This window comes from Photorhabdus luminescens subsp. luminescens, assembly GCF_001083805.1.
GTDB classification, from domain to species: Bacteria; Pseudomonadota; Gammaproteobacteria; order Enterobacterales; family Enterobacteriaceae; genus Photorhabdus; species Photorhabdus luminescens.
The window spans coordinates 946,045-960,625 of sequence record NZ_JXSK01000001.1; the positions used below are offsets into that span (position 1 = coordinate 946,045).

At 38.6% G+C, this 14,581-nt stretch carries 13 protein-coding genes; 4 read left to right on the top strand and 9 right to left on the bottom strand.

Going from position 1 to position 14,581, the window contains the following annotated elements; all coding sequences use genetic code 11:
- The first annotated feature begins 538 nt into the window (after window positions 1-538).
- From TI10_RS03720 to TI10_RS03735, 4 genes are all read left to right on the top strand, one after another.
- A complete protein-coding gene (locus TI10_RS03720) occupies window positions 539-2,464 on the top strand; it encodes a lipase family protein (RefSeq protein WP_049581849.1) in 1,926 nt (641 codons plus the stop codon).
- Complete coding sequence (locus TI10_RS03725) at window positions 2,461-3,213, top strand: hypothetical protein (protein WP_049581850.1); 753 nt, start codon at window positions 2,461-2,463, stop codon at window positions 3,211-3,213. Before TI10_RS03720 ends, TI10_RS03725 begins: the two co-directional genes overlap by 4 nt.
- Window positions 3,214-3,314: 101 nt before the next feature.
- Window positions 3,315-4,070 (top strand): hypothetical protein, encoded by a 756-nt coding sequence (locus TI10_RS03730; protein ID WP_049581852.1) that lies wholly within the window; start codon window positions 3,315-3,317, stop codon window positions 4,068-4,070.
- A gap of 101 nt (window positions 4,071-4,171) precedes the next feature.
- On the top strand, window positions 4,172-4,927 hold the full coding sequence (locus TI10_RS03735) for a hypothetical protein (protein WP_049581853.1): 756 nt from the start codon (window positions 4,172-4,174) through the stop codon (window positions 4,925-4,927).
- A 263-nt stretch (window positions 4,928-5,190) separates the two neighbouring features.
- Here the strand turns inward: TI10_RS03735 and phoH are convergent, their stop codons facing one another.
- The 9 genes from phoH to TI10_RS03780 form a co-directional block, all read right to left on the bottom strand.
- The gene (gene phoH / locus TI10_RS03740) at window positions 5,191-5,982 is read right to left on the bottom strand and encodes a phosphate starvation-inducible protein PhoH (RefSeq protein WP_049581855.1); all 792 of its coding nucleotides are present in this window, start codon (window positions 5,980-5,982) and stop codon (window positions 5,191-5,193) included.
- A 623-nt stretch (window positions 5,983-6,605) separates the two neighbouring features.
- Window positions 6,606-7,589: an endonuclease gene (locus TI10_RS03745; RefSeq protein ID WP_049582165.1), complete on the bottom strand. Its 984-nt coding sequence runs from the start codon at window positions 7,587-7,589 to the stop codon at window positions 6,606-6,608.
- Between the two features lie 250 nt (window positions 7,590-7,839).
- Window positions 7,840-9,114: a phage tail fiber protein gene (locus tag TI10_RS03750; RefSeq protein WP_049581856.1), complete on the bottom strand. Its 1,275-nt coding sequence runs from the start codon at window positions 9,112-9,114 to the stop codon at window positions 7,840-7,842.
- Between the two features lie 289 nt (window positions 9,115-9,403).
- Window positions 9,404-10,030, bottom strand: a complete 627-nt coding sequence (locus tag TI10_RS03755; RefSeq protein ID WP_049581858.1) for a tail fiber assembly protein — start codon at window positions 10,028-10,030, stop codon at window positions 9,404-9,406.
- A gap of 21 nt (window positions 10,031-10,051) precedes the next feature.
- The gene (locus TI10_RS03760) at window positions 10,052-10,810 is read right to left on the bottom strand and encodes a phage tail protein (RefSeq protein ID WP_049581859.1); all 759 of its coding nucleotides are present in this window, start codon (window positions 10,808-10,810) and stop codon (window positions 10,052-10,054) included.
- A gap of 360 nt (window positions 10,811-11,170) precedes the next feature.
- Entirely contained in the window at window positions 11,171-11,866 is a 696-nt protein-coding gene (gene aqpZ, locus TI10_RS03765) for an aquaporin Z (RefSeq protein ID WP_049581860.1), read from the bottom strand.
- A gap of 366 nt (window positions 11,867-12,232) precedes the next feature.
- Window positions 12,233-12,670 carry a universal stress protein gene (locus TI10_RS03770; protein WP_049581861.1) on the bottom strand — a complete coding sequence of 146 codons (438 nt, stop codon included), beginning with the start codon at window positions 12,668-12,670 and terminating at the stop codon, window positions 12,233-12,235.
- Between the two features lie 430 nt (window positions 12,671-13,100).
- The gene (locus TI10_RS03775) at window positions 13,101-13,529 is read right to left on the bottom strand and encodes a universal stress protein (protein ID WP_049581862.1); all 429 of its coding nucleotides are present in this window, start codon (window positions 13,527-13,529) and stop codon (window positions 13,101-13,103) included.
- Between the two features lie 721 nt (window positions 13,530-14,250).
- Window positions 14,251-14,475: a DUF2594 family protein gene (locus tag TI10_RS03780; protein WP_049581864.1), complete on the bottom strand. Its 225-nt coding sequence runs from the start codon at window positions 14,473-14,475 to the stop codon at window positions 14,251-14,253.
- Window positions 14,476-14,581: the final 106 nt, after the last annotated feature.

Consider the following 14,581-nt stretch of genomic DNA (forward strand, 5'->3'; position numbering starts at 1 on the left):
AAATCAGAGGATGAGGGAATCAGCGATACTGATATTATCAACAAGATCACTTAAAACGAGATTTTTAAAATCGAAGAAATGAGATTGACGATAACTCAATCTCTATTGAGTTTGTAACACTTTCTTACAAATTATTTTTTCGTAAATTAAAAAAATGAAAATTTTCCTTGCTATTTACTGATGATTTAATAATCATAATTTAAGTTCCATCATATGGACAGTATGAAGGAAATTCTAGCTCCTGTTCCCTTTGTTCAAAGGGATTAATTGATGGGAATACATTTTTGTATTCCTGTTGTTCAACTCGCTATTACTCACGGCATAAGCGGTGTTTTTTATCTGTGGTAATAGGATTTTGACTCTCTTATTTCTTTGGCGACGAAATCAATTACTGCTATCCAAACGGGATATTTATGCTGATTTCATCAACATGATAATGAAGGTGATTGATAGCCGGACGGTGAAGTCTTATGAGACTTTCAACCCATGACATGCGGACTCGTGCCTATATAACGTTAATAGTAAGGAAAGAGTATCAATGAGCAAATTAAGCCCACTCGATTGTCTTGATTGTAAAGACATGCTGAAAAACTGGTTGGAATTTCAGTTGGTGGATGAACAGGGAAAACCCTTGGTCAATATGCCTTATCGTTTGAAAATCCGTGGAAATCCTCGGCTAGGACGTAAAGGGGTTACCGATGGTAATGGATTATTAAGGGAAGAAGATATGCCGCCCCATCCGGTAACCCTGTATATCGGCGCCCAACCGCTGGCCGATGAAATGGAACAACGTTCGTTGCGGGAAAAACGGGGAGAGGAATTTTCAGTAGTGAAGCCAAAAGCAGAAGCGGAAGGTCATCAATATCGCTATGTGACTATCGGGCAGATCAGTGATGGGTTGCCGGCGCTAAATGATTGGAATGATCCCAAAAAAATTCCACCTCCCTATCATTTCCCAGACCCGGAACCAAAAGGCTATGAGGTTTATCCGGTAAATCGACGGTATGTACTGGAAGTATGTCCTTTTCGCGCATGGGTTTTGCAACTGCATCATCAGAAAGAGTATTCCATTGTTAATGCCTATAATCAGTGTTTGATGAGCGTGCTGGCCTATGCTGGCGGGGATGTTGATGTTGAAGGCTCTGTACTTCACTTTTTTAACCGGCAAATGGTGGATGTCTCGAAGCTGCCTTATCAGATGGAAAAGGCATCGGCGACGCCTGTAGTTTACGATGTGCCATTTAGTGAACGTTATACCCGGGTGGAGTTTATTGATTCACAAGCGGGGGACAACAAGCAGAGTGATACCAAACTGTTTTATGTTGCCAGTAAGAAAGATGTGATTGTGAGTTGGCGGGGAACGGCTAGCCTGGAGAATTACCTGACTGATGCCACCTTCCAGCCATTGGCTTTAAGCTGCGATGATGACAAAGCGTTGTGCAGCGAGTTTATTCATCATGGCAAAGTGCATAAAGGGTTTTGGGAGGCATTCAGTCTGGTTGGGAAGTTAAAAGTTCCCAGTGATGAAACTGAAACTAAAACAGTGTTTCGAAATATCGCCGGTTTGGTTACAAACAAGCGATTATTTATTTGTGGCCATAGTTTGGGAGGTGCGTTGGCATTATTGCACAGCGCACAACTAAAAGAACACAATCCTTGTCTCTACAGTTACGGGATGCCGCGAACATTAACTCGTAGTGCAGTAGAGGAATTGTCCTCCATTATCCACTATCGCCATGTTAATGAAGATGATGTAATTCCTTCTGTACCATTTGAGCAGGATATGGATAATGGTTTTTTCAATTACTGGACGCTGGCGGGGTATGACTGGGAAATCATGAAATTATTGTCACCCTCACCGATTATTCAGGCAATTAAGCAGGCGACAGCCAGTAAAGAAATTTATCTGCATCATGGTAAAGTGGTTCATTTTTTTCAAGCCAACAGTTGCCCAGAATGGCTGATTTCCGCCCGGAATATCTCTCTTATAACGGGTATTGCCGAAGAAATATTGAGCAATACTACAAAGCTCTATTTAATTCCTGAATTGAACCAGGAAACAAAAAAGGATTTTTCTCTGGCCGGCGAGCAGCAAAATGCTTTGTTTAATCAGCTCAGCCAACAAGAAAAAGACAAACTGTTTGTTGAAAACAGAAGTGCTGATTTGAAAGGCGGATTCGGTTTTTCTAACCATAGCTCATATAAATATGCGGGGTATATTGACCAGCGCCTCAGAGAGTTATGTGAACCGGATAAGATTACGGCCTATCAGGACAGTCAACGTCAATTTAAGGCGAAAATGGATAGTTATAAGATGCTTATCCCTGACAATGTTTACTACCGAAATCTCTATTTTCTGGATATGGATAAGCAGTTAATAAAATCACTGATTGTAAGCCAGCAAGAAGAACAAGGAACACTGGCCTTACAACATTACTGTGATAAGAAGGAACTGTCTGTATGAAAATATTTAAAGTAACGCTGTCCTTATTATTTCTCTATTTTATTTACTGGGCATTTGGCGATACCTTTTTTAACTGGCTTTTTCCTTTTTCATCTGCCGGAAAGGAGCCGTTAATTACTGTGGAAGGCATAGCGCCGAAATACACAAAACCCTATGTATCCGCACAGTATATATCAAAAAACTGTCTTAAATATCAGTTTGATGCAGGTATGTCACCTTTTAAAGTGCCGACTTATTATAGATTGCGTCTAGATGTGAAATCAGATTCACAAACCGGTTACTTTCAGGTGAAGTTGCCTTTTAATGGTGGGGGCTGGTGTAAATGGAAAATTAATCGGGCCTCTGTGGCAGTGGGTTATGCCGATGTTAGTCACTTGGTGAAAGATGCTGTTCCCTCTTCAGGAACAGGATTAGCAGCCTTTATCAATGACGCAGCGCGAACAAATTATTCTGAAGCCTCTGAAACTCGTGCATTGAATACTATAGATTACAGACCGGTTATTTATCCTGTTTTAAACATGTTCGAGGGATATCCAGACGGAATTTCCTTACAGGGTGAGGTGGATTTATTTCCTTTTCGGCTGAAATTAATTCCAGGAGCGGAATGGAAAATCACCTTTAAACCTAAGCTGGATGAAACCAAAATGCCCAAAATTACTATTACTAACGGTAAGGGAGAATGGGTTGAATATCCTGATGGACGAATTGACCTTAATCGCCAAACAATAGACTACTGGAAAATAAAGTAACGTTATCAGAGTCTTCTATAAAAATCATTGACCGTCAGTCAGCAAGAAGAAAAAGGGAAACTGGCTTTACAGTACTACTGCGATGGTAAGGAACTTTCAGCATGAGGATATTAAAAATCACACTGTCATTATTACTGCTGTCTTTTATTTACTGGTCGATGGGAGATACCTTTTTTAACTGGCTATTTCCCTTTTCATCTAAGGGAAAGGGGCCGTGGATCACAGTGGAAGGCGTCATGCCGAAATACACCGAGCCGTATGTAGCAGCAAGATATATCTCAAAATCTTGTCTTGAATATGAATTTAGTGCGACGATGACACCTCATAAGGTACCAACCTACAATGTGCTTTACCAAGAGGTAACCTCTGATCCCCAAACAGGTTATTTTCAGACAAAATTGCCTTTTAGTGGTGGAGGTTGGTGTAAATGGAAGATTGAGCGGGCTTATGTATCGGCGAATTATACCGATGTCAGTCACTTGGTGAAAGATGCTATACCCTATTCGGGGACAGGTTTAACCGCTTTTATCAACGATGCTGACCGAGAAAATTACTCTGAAGCCTCTGAGACTCGCGCACTGAATACTATAGATTACAGGCCGGTTATTTACCCTGTTTTAGATTTGACGGAGGGATTTCCGAAACATATATCCTTACAGGGAGTAGTAGATTCGTTTCCTTTTCGGTTGAAATTAATTCCAGGAGCGGAATGGAAAATCACCTTTAAACCTAAGCTGGATGAAACCAAGATGCCTAAAATTATTATCCCACCAGGTGAAGAACCCTCAAGAGTTGAATATCCTGATGGCAGAATTGATTTAAACAGAGACTCTATTGATTACTGGAAAATAAAGTAGCGTTATCAGAGTCTTCTATAAAAATCATTGACCGTCAGTCAGCAAGAAGAAAAAGGGAAACTGGTTTTACAGTACTACTGCGATGGTAAGGAACTTTCAGCATGAGGATATTAAAAATCACACTGTCATTATTACTGCTGTCTTTTATTTACTGGTCGATGGGAGATACCTTTTTTAACTGGCTATTTCCCTTTTCATCTAAGGGAAAGGGGCCGTGGATCACAGTGGAAGGCGTCATGCCGAAATACACCGAGCCGTATGTAGCAGCAAGATATATCTCAAAATCTTGTCTTGAATATGAATTTAGTGCGACGATGACACCTCATAAGGTACCGACTTACAATGTGCTTTACCAAGAGGTAACCACTGATCCCCAAACAGGTTATTTTCAAACAAAATTGCCTTTTAGTGGCGGAGGTTGGTGTAAATGGAAAATTGATCGGGCTTATGTATCAGTAAGTTATACTGATGTAAGTCACCTGGTGAAAGATGCTATTCCCTATACAGGGACAGGACTAACTGCATTTATCAACGATGCTGAACGAGAAAATTACTCTGAAGCCTCTGAGACTCGCGCATTGAATACTATAGATTACAGGCCGGTTATTTACCCTGTCTTAAAAATGGTTGAAGGGCGTCCAAACAGAGTTTCCTTACAAGGCAAGGTAGATTCGTTTCCTTTTCGGTTGAAATTAATTCCAGGAGCGGAATGGAAAATCACCTTTAAACCTAAGCTGGATGAAACCAAGATGCCTAAAATTATTATCCCACCGGGTAAAGAACCCTCAAGAGTTGAATATCCTGATGGCAGAATTGATTTAAATAGAGATTCTATTGATTACTGGAAAATAAAGTAGCGTTATCAGAGTTTTCTGTAAAAATCATTGACTGTTAGCTATTAGATGTACTAGCTCAGACCAGATCTGACAGTTACCGGTTATTTATATAGATGTCTGTCAGATTAAATACGCTTTCAATATAATAACTAATCACAAATAAGTTTATCCAGAATCAAAAAATGAAAATAGAGATCTAAAATCTACCGAATAATCAGCGAATATGCTAAGGATTACGCCGTGAGGCGCTTTCGCAAAAGCCCTCAACGGCGTATTTCCGCAATTTATTCACAATAAGCCAATAATGTTTTCTGGCACAGTTGAGAACGAACGCAATCCTCTTGATTAAAATGGATAACACTGACGATTTCATCATCTGAAAATCTTTCCAGTGCATCACGCAATCCTGATACGACGCCAACCGGCAAATCACATTGACTTATATCACCATTGACAATCACAGTCACATTTTCTCCAAGCCGAGTCAGAAACATTTTCATCTGATTAATCGTTACATTCTGAGCTTCATCCAGAATTACAAATGCATTTTCAAATGTCCTGCCTCGCATATAGGCGAAAGGCGCAATTTCCACTTTGCCAATTTCAGGCCGTAAGCAATATTGCAGAAACGATGCTCCCATGCGTTTTAATAAAACGTCATAAACCGGCCGGAAATAAGGGGCAAATTTTTCAGCCATATCTCCGGGCAAAAAGCCGAGATCCTCATCTGCCTGTAATACAGGACGGGTGACGATAATCCTATCAATTTCCTTATTAATCAATGCACCCGCAGCCATTGCCGCACTGATAAACGTTTTACCGCAGCCCGCCTCCCCACTGGCAATAATCAGTTTCTTATAGTTTATTGCGCGCATATAACGCCGTTGCGTTTCAGTCCGTGGCAAAATTTCCGAAGTATCCCGGTTATCACGTGCCATTCCAATAGCTTCTACGCCACCGAGTTGCACCAGAGAGGTCACATTATCATCCTGATAACACTGATGATGACGCAAATCCCTTTTCATCATCCGCTTTGCCTCTCGACGTGATTTAATCACTGCTTTCTGTCTATTCATAGCAGTATCACCTTATCGTTGTTTTCACCCATACGGTGTCATATCACCGATATAATCACTACACCCGTTATCTTTCAAGATGCATCTTGAAATCCATTGGGTATACGTTATTTCAAATAGATAGGCGCCTCCTTTTCGCTTATTTAGCCCCATAGAAAAACGGTGGTAGAACCGTCACAGATATTAATGACTTTGATATTCCCACAGGTTCGCATATCATCGGAATATCAATCATTAACGTTACTCACCATTATTTCTATTTAGTGAAAACTAACGAATCATTATGACAGTATAATGACAATTTCCAAGTTATGGCAAACAAGCCAGAAACTCTCGATTAAAAATAATCGACAGTATTGTTTATCTATTTTTGCGATAAGTTTAATTCATTTAATAATATGACTTAATATTTACAGTGATAAGTATTCATTAATATAAGCTAATGACTTAACACCACTAATTACTTAACACCATAGTAACCATTATTGATTTGGCTACTATGGTATTGATCCATTCAGTTACCATCCAGCAAAGAAGTTACTATCTACAAGCGCTCTTCTCCACCGGATGGCAACAATATGATTATTGATGACAACAGAGAAAATAGTTAATTATCTATTTTGTTAAGTACCCTTACAGTTTCCAGCCAATCGAAAGCCCGCATTTTTTGCTTCACCTTCTGTTTTAAAATAGACCGCATTCTTCTCCTGAATCACCTTATAACCTGAACAATGAGAAAAATGATAGATTTTGCTGTTGTTATTCCCTTTAATTAATCCTGTAGAAGAGGCTCCAGATAATCCCCGTTGTTTCTGGGTATCTGTTTGACTATTTCTCTGCCCTTTTCTCTGCCCAGTTTTGGGAATGCCCGCCGCTGAGTTTTTATGCCACAATTGCCATTTCTGTTCACCGGTAACAAAAGGATTATGATGCCCCATAATACCGGCAATGCGGTTATCTCTCTCCCGCTCCCATTTACTCGGTGGATATTGACGATCCCAAGCGATAAATAATTGCTGTTGTTGACGGGACATGGAAAGATTGTAACGATCATGCATATAAAAATTGATCCGAGCGACCTGCCCTTTTACTTCATTTCTTGGCTCGAACGTGCGAGATTTAAAATCGACTCTACTGGTACAATGACCATAATCATTCGGCATATTTTTCGGTAACATTCCATAACTGAAATTACTGCGATCGCCATTAACCTCGCCAATTGATGGCGCCAAATTATGCATATCAGATTCCATCGCCCTGAAAACCGGATCGGAAGCGACACAATTTTTCCTCCCGCCATTTTGCCAACATTGCCGCTGATGACCAAAAACCCAGGCAGGAACAATATGTTCCCATTCGATTCGTTCAGCACGATTCTGTTGTGATCTGACTTGATAACCACACGAAGAGAGAATTGCACGCCCACCGCTCTTACCTGTCCATTGCCAATGACAACCACAATAAAATGTCCCGGTCTCAGACTTAAATTGATCATGGTAAATGCGTTTACGCAATTCAACTTTAGCTTGTTCAAAGGTAGACGGAGCGGCAAAAGAAGATAAAGGAGCAATTAAACTAAAACACCCAATATGAATTGTCCAAAAAATAACTTTACGTTTCAATGATAAACCCTACTTATGCAAAAATATCATTCTGATTTTACACTTTTATGTTGCCTCATAATCGACCTATAAGACAAACATTGTTTCTTTGCATTTCTTCTTAGCACTCCTTTTAAGAAGAAAGACTATTCAATAAACAGATTGAGATATCACAAGAGGGTCGTTATTCCAATAAGTTACAGGGCCGATATACGGCCCCGTATTACTACAATTTATGACCAAAAGCGCTGGTACTTTATATTTCTTCCTGTTCCATTTCTTCTTGTAACTTCTTTCGATTCAAATTCCAGAGTGAATCTTCTGGCATTTGGACCCGAATATCTAAACGGCAAGAATCGGGAATATCACAGGATTCCCCATCTTGATAGAAGATCTTGTTGCCATTGTCATCTATAGATTTGAGTCGCCAATTTTGGAATCTCTCAGGTAAATGCGCATGTTGGCGATGGAAAGTCTTAATGACAATAGAGCCGTCAGGTTGAACCTGATCATCAACAAAAATCAGTTCGAGATTATTGTTGTCGCAGGGAACAGAAATGCCTCCATGCACACCCCAAGCACCATCAGCGTTATAACCCAAGATATTTAATATACGATATACGCCGGTTCCCTCTTTTATCACTTCTGCACCCTCTGATTCTTCATTAGTCGAGAATGTGCCATCAGGGTAGATTTCTATTACCGGAGAAGCTGTTTTAAGGAATCCGTTAGCATCCGGGCTAGCATTATGATCATCCCAGAATTTACGCGTAATTTTATAATCTAAGTTTATATGATCTGTACGGTATGTATCTCTTCCATGAACAAAAATTAGCCTATGACTCCATACTTGATCTATCCCTTCACTTGATGGACCATTTATATTGCTAAATCTTAGCTGAACTCCAAAACGATCAGATGGCAACCCATGTTGGGTGAGGAACGGCGCATTCGGCCTAAACCCGGCACAACCATTGTATAGATTCTCCCTGCCATCTAAACGATCAAGATTCATTGAATACATTGCATCATTAGTTAGTACCGCACCCACATCTCCCGCAGTCAGATTAATATCCCCAGTCAACGGCTTACCGTTTATTTTCCGGCTATTAGGTACTCTGGCATTAATATTTTCACGCAATGAATTGACTATTTCCTGAGCCAGCTTCTGTGTCACAGCCAGTGTGTTATTATTACCCATCTCATTGGTCAGTTGAACAATACCCTTTTGCGTTAATGAAGCATTGGGAATTCCTGCTGTGATTTTTTGTTCCAATGCCCTATTTAATTGCGCAGTAAGTTTAGCTATATCGCCATCATCCAAAACATCATTACTAGATTGCGTCACAATAAAATTAGCTACGACAGAGGCTATGGTTGACGATTGGCGTAATACTTTATTTAACAAATGAGTCGGAACATCATTTGGTGGAAACCCACTCAGCAAATCCCTACTCTCTTCATATCTTTCTTGACTCACTACATTAGCATTATTACTCGAAGAAAAAGCTTTAAAATCATTTTTACTCATATACCTTCCCCAAATTGAATGATATTTATTTACAGTCAATAAATCGAATTATTAGAAATAATTCTCCATAATTTACATCAGTTATAGTCTAATTCTGAAAAACAATAAAAATATCCTTACTGACCGCCCTCCACTTTTAGTAAAAATAAATTTAAAGTCGATAACCAAATCAACTTTACGAATCAGAGTTCATTTTTATATGAACTTTTATACGAATTTTTTCCAATCAAAGCACTGATTAAAAACCAGCGCTTCGTTAATATTTAAGAATTATAAAACTTTAATGATATTATTCTTGCGGCTTTTCCGGCCAATTAATCTCTGGCGCCGATGAAACATCAATCCGACGCAGTAATACCAAATACTTTTTCCAATCTAGCAATAAAGTTTTTTCCGCTTCCGATGCCATTTCAGTTTCAACCGCATATTGCAATACAGTGATAGCGTCATCAGCTTGCCGACGAAAAATAGCACGTTGTTGTTCTGCCTGCTCAATTTGATTGACTTTTTGAGCTTCAAAATCCGTTACCCATTTTTCACCATCCCATTTATCAAAATCGGTGGACGGTTGCTCGAATGTTAATGTTTCTGGTAATTCACCCAATGCAGCTACTTCTTCCTGTGCACCCACTTGCGTGTTGTAAACTATTTTTCCACGGTGGTCAGGAACAATTTCCCAATAACTTCCGTCCTCACTGCGGCGCACAGCCATATCATCAGAATCGGGCAGATTTGGCGCATCTAAATAAGAATGCGCTGACAAACCTACGCCTTCCGCAACATATTCTAAATCAGAGCCAGAGAATTCTCTCGAATAGGGATTAGCATGATAAACTTTTATCCAGCCAGCTTGAGTTGCTAATCCGTCTTCACCTAATACAGCGGTTTCAGTATCTAAAATATTTTCTTGTGTCATTATTATTCTACCTTTACGATATTATTCTGCTTTTACTATATAGTTAAATGCGATATTACGGGGGCGATTTTCATTCGCAGTAGGTACAATGCGAGAAGCATCAATTTCTAGTAGACTAAATCGATCCTGGGCTACAGAATTATATGTAGCGCCAGCATTAAAATGACTTCCGGGGTTAGTTACAGAAGTATAAAAAGCACCACCAGCATAACTAAACATACGGGATGAGGTGGATACAGTTCGTCCACTTACACTACCAGTAATATTCCTAATCGCATCCCCTTGATGAGTTAAGATTCCACGACCACTATCAACACCACGCCCATCATCCCAGCCACGAATAAACTCGCCTCTTAAATCAGGTAATCTACCGTCAGGATAAGCTTCTGCTAACTTCGGATATTGTGATCTACTAAAAGCGGAACCATTACAAGTGAAATAACTAGCAGGTGGATGGGACAACGGCCAGGGAATAGGAGAGCCAACGGGCATGCTGGAAATACTTGAAACTTTTTGCTCTAAAGCTCTATTGAATTGCACAGTAAGTTTAGCTATATCACCATTATCCAAAACATCATCACCAGATTGTGTCGCAATAAAATTAGCCATAACAGATGATATTGTTGAGGATTGGCGTAATACCTTATTTAATACATGAGTAGAGATATTTTCGGGTGGAAATCCCGTCTGTAAATTCTGACTTTCTTCATATCTTTCTTGACTTACTACATTAGCATTATCACTAATAGAAAAGGCTTTAAAATCATTTTGTTGGCTCATACACCCCTCTTAAATTCAATAATGTCATTCAGCAATCAATATATTAAATGGTCGTAAAAATAGCCTCTCTCAATTGGCGCTAATTATAGTCTAGTTCAGGAAAAGAATAATGAAATTCATTTTATAACTTATAGGTTTAATTATTTTTGTATCATTGGCAGTAATAAATCACCCAATACATTGCAATAAAACACACCCAAATTATTTGCATTTGTCATCTCTTACCTCATCTTTGCCATTTATCACTGAAAATCTTCATGATAATGTTTACTACCTTTATTAAAACAGATGAAAAAATAACAGTGACAAAAAAGACCACACTATAGCATGGCCTTAAGCAAGGTAACTCACTAGTAAAACTTATTGTTTTTCAGCGAAAAATAGCCTGTAAATTCCCCCTCCAACAATCCCGCCAATAATTGGCATCACCCAGAAAAACCATAACTGCTCTAAAGCCCAGGTATTCTGGAATATAGCAACAGCCGTGCTTCGTGCCGGATTGACTGACGTGTTAGTAATAGGAATGCTAATCAAATTAATTAAAACCAACGCCAAACCTATTGCTAATGGCGCAAAACCCGGAGGCGCTCGTCTATCTGTCACACCAATAATGACGATTAAGAAAATAGCCGTTAAAACAATTTCAGCTACAATAGCTGATTGAAGTGAAAATCCACCCGGTGAATGCTCACCAAAACCATTTGATGCAAAACCACTCGTGGTCGCATCAAAACCCGCCTGCCCACTGGCAATAACATACAGTACCGCCGCAGCAAGAATACCACCGATAACTTGAGAAATAATATAAGGAATAACGTCTACTGCCCTGAAACGACCACCAACCCAAAGACCAATTGTTACAGCGGGATTAAAATGCCCGCCAGAAATATGCCCAACCGCATATATCATCGTCAATACGGTTAAACCAAATGCCAAAGATACACCGACAAAACCAATCCCCAATTCAGGAAATGCAGCAGAGAATACAACACTACCACATCCCCCAAAAACTAGAACAAAAGTTCCAAGTAATTCAGCTGCTAATTTTCTTAACATATTTTGTCCTCATCCAGTTATTCAAAACGAGTTACCTTGCTGAAATTAACTATAGCCAATAAATTAAAATCATGCTTATTTTTACTATAACCGTATAAGTCTCTGATTCTTGTGGCATCTTTACTTGATATTCACTTTAAACCGGGATTTAATGCACCTTCTATCCTGTTCAGATCAACTTTTCGGTGAAAAATGGATAACTTAAAATCAATTATCGCCAAAATAAGTTCAATATCCTGTTTAAAAATAGGAAAATCCGATGCAAGATACCTGCACCGGATTATCACATCAGTATTGAATAACACAATATCTATTAGACAATGAGTACTATGTGAAACCGTTTTTTTTCACTACGGAACAAGTCATTCATCTGACTACCAAAACTGAAATATTCGCATATCCGACAATCCCTGAAGCGTTTGAACCTAATAAATGGGTGGAAATATTAGGCCGCCGGGAACCAACAACAATTAAATCTGCTTTAATCTCATCTGCTGTCGATAATACTTTATCCCTCGGTGATCCAAAGGCTACGGAGAAAGAGACTCGCTCTTTTGGCAAATCTATTTTCTCAGCCACTTTTGCCAATTCCTCTTCTGATCTTGCAAGAGACTTCTTAGCAAAAGAGTTGAGCAAGTCATAATGGTAACTATAACTAATTGAAAATCTTGATATATCAGGAACGGCATGGAAAAGATGTATATTAGCATCAGATAACTTCGCCAAATACTCTGCATGTGCAATCGCTTTATCGGTCAACTCATCCTCTGAAATATCCACCGGTACTAAAATCGTTTTGTACATACGCACTCCTATATTTATATACCAAACCTAACTCTACCTACTTCAATGAGTATATATACCCCTCATCTTTCAAGCTGCTGCTTTGTTGGCTGCTTTCACTCACCCCAGTCACATCGTTATCTATGCTCCTGGGGATTCGCTCACTTGCCGCCGCGCTGCAACTCGAAATCTATTAGGTATAAAATATTCCATTATTTGTTGTGAATTGTTTAACTAAATCAAATAAATTACTGTATAGAGCTATTTTTAATCACTCAGAACCGAGACAGTCAATTTTTCTATAACTATTGTCTCCTCAACAATTTTACAAAAACTTATACAATCTCAATGAAAATATTTAATAAAAATACAGCGACACAGCGTTAACTAAATAGTAAATCGAGCAAGCCATCCGAAGATGGCTAGCCAATCTCTTCCATTACATTTCACCTCATCTGATAACCAAAACAGATGTTGTCGAATATTTAACAACACCTGATGCATTAGATCCTAATAAGTGCGTTGTAATATTGGGCCTTCTGGAGCCAATAACAATAAGATCAGCATTAATTTCTGTCGCTGCTGCTGTTATTTCATCTCTTGGCGACCCAAATGCAATGGAATAGGATAACCTGTCATCAGGAAAATCGATGGTATCAAGCAGCGCTTTCAAATCATCTTCGGCTTTAATTGTCGCTTTATCCTTAATTTCATCGTATCCCAACGAATAGGCATTAACAATCGCTGATGAAATTGGCAGTACATGAAGAATATGGAGCCTCGCACCTGTTTTTTTTGCTAAAGACAGTGCATGCTTAACCGCTTTACTCGTTAGTTCATCTTCTGAAATATCTACCGGTACTAAAATAGTTTTGTACATACGCACGCTCCTATATTTACATACCCAACCAGATTTACATACCAAACCAGACTACTACATTTAGTATATACCCGTCATCTTTCAAGTTGCCTCTTTGTTGGCTGCACTCGCTCACCCCGGTCACATAGTTATCTATGCTCCCGGGGATTCACTCCCTTGCCGCCGCGATGCATCTTGAAATCCATAGGGTATACTCTATATCCTGTTAATTACTATGAGTTATTCAACCACATAAATGCAATGATAAAAATCAATAAAATCACTTATATTTCATATCGATATAAAGATATTGCCAATACCATTCACACAAAATTAACATTTATAAAAATAAAAACCAATCATTATCATAATAATAAATCTATTACTGTTTGTCATCAATACTGATTACATTACCTATTCGCAAAAGAAAAAGTCAATTGATACCTTTATTCAATATATCATTCTGTATATAACGATAAAATAATAATTATAACTTAAGGATTTTTCACAAATCATTCTCCTTCCCGCACCTTTTTCTATAACCAGACAATTAATATCATTTTTAATTTATTTATATTATACTTTTAGTTTCATATACTTACACTAATTTAATGCATATAATAATATATTTTTCAAAATAAAAATATTATGAAAACAAACGCTGGTCATTTCAACACGTAGCAAAAGTGAGATGTACAGGGGAATAGAACAGGGGCAATAAAATTAACCCCTGAGACCTATCTCACTGCCGATATAACGTTTTTATTTGCTGAACCGTATTTTCAAATATCCTAGCTTGTTTTTCATCTCCCATTTCTGCAATAACACGCTCTAAATTCAGTACAACTCTCCCTGCATGAGCTTGCCCCATAGTTTTAAGAATAGAAGCCAACAGAACTTTCAAGCATGTCACCTCTGTTGCCAGAGTTTCAGTATCGGATGAAGAAATTAAATCGATTTTATTCATAGTCGTTACCTGCTTACGTATTAATTACATTATGAAAATAATAATTATACCACATGATTCATCCCCTATTTTTATACATTTTCCAAATATATCCACGCAAAAAAAC

What these genes read in the sequence shown, in the direction of transcription:
- TI10_RS03720 (WP_049581849.1), top strand. Translation starts at nt 539, where the DNA reads ATGAGCAAATTAAGCCCACTCGATTGTCTTGATTGTAAAGACATGCTG.
- TI10_RS03725 (WP_049581850.1), top strand. Translation starts at nt 2,461, where the DNA reads ATGAAAATATTTAAAGTAACGCTGTCCTTATTATTTCTCTATTTTATT.
- TI10_RS03730 (WP_049581852.1), top strand. Translation starts at nt 3,315, where the DNA reads ATGAGGATATTAAAAATCACACTGTCATTATTACTGCTGTCTTTTATT.
- TI10_RS03735 (WP_049581853.1), top strand. Translation starts at nt 4,172, where the DNA reads ATGAGGATATTAAAAATCACACTGTCATTATTACTGCTGTCTTTTATT.
- phoH (WP_049581855.1), bottom strand. Translation starts at nt 5,982, where the DNA reads ATGAATAGACAGAAAGCAGTGATTAAATCACGTCGAGAGGCAAAGCGG.
- TI10_RS03750 (WP_049581856.1), bottom strand. Translation starts at nt 9,114, where the DNA reads ATGAGTAAAAATGATTTTAAAGCTTTTTCTTCGAGTAATAATGCTAAT.
- TI10_RS03755 (WP_049581858.1), bottom strand. Translation starts at nt 10,030, where the DNA reads ATGACACAAGAAAATATTTTAGATACTGAAACCGCTGTATTAGGTGAA.
- TI10_RS03760 (WP_049581859.1), bottom strand. Translation starts at nt 10,810, where the DNA reads ATGAGCCAACAAAATGATTTTAAAGCCTTTTCTATTAGTGATAATGCT.
- aqpZ (WP_049581860.1), bottom strand. Translation starts at nt 11,866, where the DNA reads ATGTTAAGAAAATTAGCAGCTGAATTACTTGGAACTTTTGTTCTAGTT.
- TI10_RS03770 (WP_049581861.1), bottom strand. Translation starts at nt 12,670, where the DNA reads ATGTACAAAACGATTTTAGTACCGGTGGATATTTCAGAGGATGAGTTG.
- TI10_RS03775 (WP_049581862.1), bottom strand. Translation starts at nt 13,529, where the DNA reads ATGTACAAAACTATTTTAGTACCGGTAGATATTTCAGAAGATGAACTA.
- TI10_RS03780 (WP_049581864.1), bottom strand. Translation starts at nt 14,475, where the DNA reads ATGAATAAAATCGATTTAATTTCTTCATCCGATACTGAAACTCTGGCA.